The 3,644-nt window shown below is 72.3% G+C and carries 7 protein-coding genes; 2 read left to right on the forward strand and 5 right to left on the reverse strand.

Annotation, left to right across the window (positions count from 1 at the left end; all coding sequences use genetic code 11):
• A partial coding sequence (locus tag ABDW35_RS33805) for a LysR family transcriptional regulator (RefSeq protein ID WP_343718239.1) occupies positions 1–210 on the reverse strand: 210 nt, incomplete at its 3' end.
• Positions 211–331: 121 nt separating this feature from the next.
• On the opposite strand from ABDW35_RS33805, the gene ABDW35_RS33810 reads away from it, so the two are divergent.
• Positions 332–1,189 (forward strand): pirin family protein, encoded by an 858-nt coding sequence (locus ABDW35_RS33810; protein WP_343718240.1) that lies wholly within the window; start codon positions 332–334, stop codon positions 1,187–1,189.
• A 252-nt stretch (positions 1,190–1,441) separates the two neighbouring features.
• Here the strand turns inward: ABDW35_RS33810 and ABDW35_RS33815 are convergent, their stop codons facing one another.
• The 4 genes from ABDW35_RS33815 to ABDW35_RS33830 all read right to left on the reverse strand — a co-directional run bounded on the left by ABDW35_RS33815 (position 1,442) and on the right by ABDW35_RS33830 (position 3,180).
• On the reverse strand, positions 1,442–1,702 hold the full coding sequence (locus ABDW35_RS33815) for a hypothetical protein (protein ID WP_343718241.1): 261 nt from the start codon (positions 1,700–1,702) through the stop codon (positions 1,442–1,444).
• Positions 1,699–2,055 (reverse strand): hypothetical protein, encoded by a 357-nt coding sequence (locus tag ABDW35_RS33820; RefSeq protein WP_343718242.1) that lies wholly within the window; start codon positions 2,053–2,055, stop codon positions 1,699–1,701. Before ABDW35_RS33820 ends, ABDW35_RS33815 begins: the two co-directional genes overlap by 4 nt.
• Positions 2,056–2,338: 283 nt before the next feature.
• Positions 2,339–2,848, reverse strand: a complete 510-nt coding sequence (locus tag ABDW35_RS33825) for a hypothetical protein (protein ID WP_343718243.1) — start codon at positions 2,846–2,848, stop codon at positions 2,339–2,341.
• On the reverse strand, positions 2,848–3,180 hold the full coding sequence (locus ABDW35_RS33830) for a hypothetical protein (RefSeq protein ID WP_343718244.1): 333 nt from the start codon (positions 3,178–3,180) through the stop codon (positions 2,848–2,850). The genes ABDW35_RS33825 and ABDW35_RS33830 overlap by 1 nt, the downstream gene beginning before the upstream one ends.
• 280 nt (positions 3,181–3,460) lie before the next feature.
• On the opposite strand from ABDW35_RS33830, the gene ABDW35_RS33835 reads away from it, so the two are divergent.
• Positions 3,461–3,644 (forward strand): helix-turn-helix transcriptional regulator (locus tag ABDW35_RS33835; RefSeq protein ID WP_343718245.1); only part of this gene is annotated, 184 nt, incomplete at its 3' end.

A 3,644-nucleotide genomic window follows, 5' to 3' on the forward strand; every position in this document is an offset into this window, starting at 1 on the left:
GCCGCGCTCGTAGAAGGCCAAGCCGCGGTCGGTCGGCAGCACCCGGCGGGTGGAGCGCTGCAGCAGCGCCCCGCCCAGCGCGGCCTCGAGGTCGCTGATGCGCTTGCTGACCACGGATTTCGACAGGTTCAGCCGGCGCGCCGCCGCGCTGATGCTGCCGCTGTCCACCACCTGCAGGAAGGTGGCGATATCGTCGAGCCGGTATCGCATCGTTCGATCATATCGAACGGCGGTTTCGGGGAAAGCCGCATTTTCTCGACCGGTCGCAAAGCCGATCTTTGCGGCAGAACGGAACCGCGCCGGCGATCCCAGCGCCAAGATGGAGATGATGATGACAACCGCCGAAGCGACCAGCCTGGCCCGTCCGCGCAGCGTGACCCGCACCCTGCGTGGCCGCCCGGCCAGCGACGGCGCCGGGGTGAAGCTGACCCGCGTGATCGGCCAGCCCGGCCTGGCCGACCTCGACCCGTTCCTGATGCTGGACGAGTTCCGCTCCGACGAGGCGGCCGACTACCTGGCCGGCTTTCCGGACCATCCGCATCGCGGCTTCGAGACCGTGACCTACATGCTGGCCGGCCGGATGCGGCACGGCGACAACAAGGGCAATGTCGGCCTGCTCGGCCCCGGCAGCGTGCAGTGGATGACCGCAGGTCGCGGTATCGTGCATTCCGAGATGCCAGAGCAGGAGAACGGGCTGATGTGGGGCTTCCAGCTCTGGGTCAACCTGCCGGCGGCGGAGAAGATGGCGGAGCCGCGCTACCAGGACATCCCGGCCGATGCGGTGCCGGAGATCACGGCGGCGCCCGGAGCCCGGATCCGCGTCATCGCCGGCCGCTTCGGCGGCACCACGGGCGCGGTCGAGGGCGGCACCACCCAGCCGGTCTATCTCGATCTCCAGCTCGAGGCCGGCGCCGCGGCCGACGTGCCGCTGCCGGAGGGCCATGCCGGCTTCGCCTATGTCTATCAGGGCGCGGCCGAGGTCGGCGGCAAGACGCTGGAACGCGGCACCCTGGGCGTGCTCGGCACCGGCGACGGCGTGCGCGCAACGGCCAAGGCTGGCCCGGCGCGGCTGCTGATCGTCGCCGGCAAGCCGCTGCGCGAGCCGGTGGCGAAATACGGCCCCTTCGTGATGAGCACCGAGGCGCAGATCGTCGAGGCGATCGAGGATTTCCGCGCCGGCCGGTTCTGAGGGATCGACGGGCGGCGGCCTGCCGCCGCCCGGGTTACCGCGCCATGCGGCAGTTGGCGGGAAGGATCCGCAGCTCCGGCCCGCCCTCCGACCTTGAGCCGGTGGCGACGCCGGCGGCCTGAGGCCCGTCACCGCCAGCCGCAGTGCCGCTGGCCGTAGTCGACGATCGGGAGCAGCCAGTCCACCCAGGTCTGGTCGGCGCTTTCGACCCAGCCGGGCGTCACGGGCGGCTCGGCGACGACGAGGCAAACGCTATCGACGCTCGCGGTCCTGGGCGTAGCGACGCAGCCACTCACGGCGAGCAGCAGGAGACAGAGACCGCAGAGCCTGGTCGCGGCGAATGGTGTCGAGCACATGGGTCAGCGTGTCCTGAGTCTGCTGGGCGGCGACGCTGGCTCGGCCGGCCGCGAAGACGCGCCAGAGCATGAGGGAGACGGCGGCGGCGCCGAGCAGAGCCAGCGCCGCCCAACGGCCGAGTCTGGAGCCGAGCAGGCCGGCGACGACCGCGATCATCGTTTCCTCAACACCAGCCAGGCGACGAGCCCGGTGACGGCGACGGCACCGATGACGACCAGGATGACGGGCGGCAGGGCCGCGATCTGCTGCACCGCCGGCAGCGCCGGGGCGAGCTGCTGCAGCCCGTCCAGCGCCGCGCCGACGACGGCGGTCCCGCCGGCTGCCACGGCCACGGTGGTCTTGGCCCGGTCCGCCGCGCGGCTGACCACCGCCCGGCCCGGCGGCTGCACGCCGGCCCGAAGCAGGCCGTCGTCGATCAGCGAATCCGGGTAGGTATTCCGGCCATTCTCATGGGTGATCACGGCCTTCACCAGCGGCGCCAGATGCTGGTAGCCATGAAGGTCGAGCACGGCGTCCGGCCCGAAGCCGGTCAGCGCCGCTACATGTGCGACATAGGCGCCGGTGTTGTTCTCGTTGCCGGGCGCCCAGCGCGAGGGGACTGCACCAGGCGGCCGATCGGCGACCCGATGGCGGTCCCGGTCGGCCGGTCGACGATGCCGGCCGCGTGCCGGGCCCGCTCCGGCGTCTCCCGCGCCTCCTGCCCGGGCGCGGCCGCCCGGCCGCGCCCGATCCTGTCTCGCGCCATATTTCCTCTCTGCCGGTTCGAAATGTCTGTGACGAGGGCGGTCGGCCTCACCAGGCCGCCATCAGCGCCGCGGCGCAGCCGGTCGGCGACCGCTCGGCCGGCGGATCGATCCGGACCAGTGGGCCCCGCGGCTCGGGACGCTCGTGCCGGGCGAACTCCCGGCGCCGCACCGCCGCGTCATAGGCGGCGGCACTCTCCCGCGTCGGGCGCGGCCAGCCATCCGCCTCGTCGACATCGGGACGTGGCGTCAGCCGGGCCAGGAGCAGCGCCCGGCTGATCCCGGCAGGCCGCCGCACCGTGCGCCGGCCGGTGCCGGCGATCTCGAAGACCCGCCGCCTCTGCTGCCCGATGATGGCGATCCGGCCGGCGCGCACCAGCCGCCGCAGCTCGTAGTCGATCAGGCTCGGCCTGCCGTCGGTCTGGTGCCCGGTGGCGTCCAGCGCCGCCGCCAGCTCGGCGGTCGAGGGGGTCGGCGCCCCCTCCTCCGCCGCGGCGGCGATGATGGCGAACAGCGTCCGGCTGCGGTCGCTGAGCGGGATCGAAGGGCCGCTTTCCATCAGGCACCCGTCCCCGGCGCCGGCGCCGCCGCCGGGCTGACGAGGGCGAAGGCCGACCCGGCCGCCAGCACGCAGGCGCTGCCGCCGGGCTGGATGCCGAGCACGGTGAAGCTGGCGCCGTCGGCCGACGCCAGGACCTCGATGACGAAGCCGCGGTCGGACAGCATCCGCGCCACCGGTGCCTCGTGGTAGCGCTCGTTCAGCGCCGCGGCGACGATCTCATAAGGCGCGCAGGGGGCTTGCGCCTGCGCGGCGGCGGGGGTCGGCTGGACGGCGGACAAGGCGAGGGCGAGACCGGCCATCGGACCGGCGAACAGGGGTGCGCAAGGCATGACGGAACTCCGAAGGGAAAGGGCGGTCAGCCGGGCCGCCACGGTCCGTTGCGGACGGGAAATTCAGCCGGCGCCGCTGCAGCACGGCAGCGCCGGGGTCAGGCCCGACAGCGCTGCCGGAGCCGGGATATCCGGGGGCCGAGCGAGGCCCGGCCCCCGGACGGGATGAAAAGGATCAAATCCATAGGATAATAATTTCCCATTTTGGGGAATTTCGTCAAGCCAATATTTCCCATAATGGGGAATGACAGCGCAGATCTGATGCGGCAAGATACCCAGAATGGGGAACGGATTGAAGCAGCTGCGCCAAGCCCGGGGCTGGACGCATGAGCAGGCGGCCGAGGCCATGGGCGTCTCGCGCGGGCAGTTCATCAAGCTCGAGCGCGGCGAGCGGCGGCTGACCGCCGACTATATCCGGCTGGCCGCCGACGCCTTCGGCACCAGCGAGCTGGAGGTGCTGGGCA

This window comes from Inquilinus sp., assembly GCF_039594555.1.
Classification (GTDB): Bacteria; Pseudomonadota; Alphaproteobacteria; order DSM-16000; family Inquilinaceae; genus Inquilinus.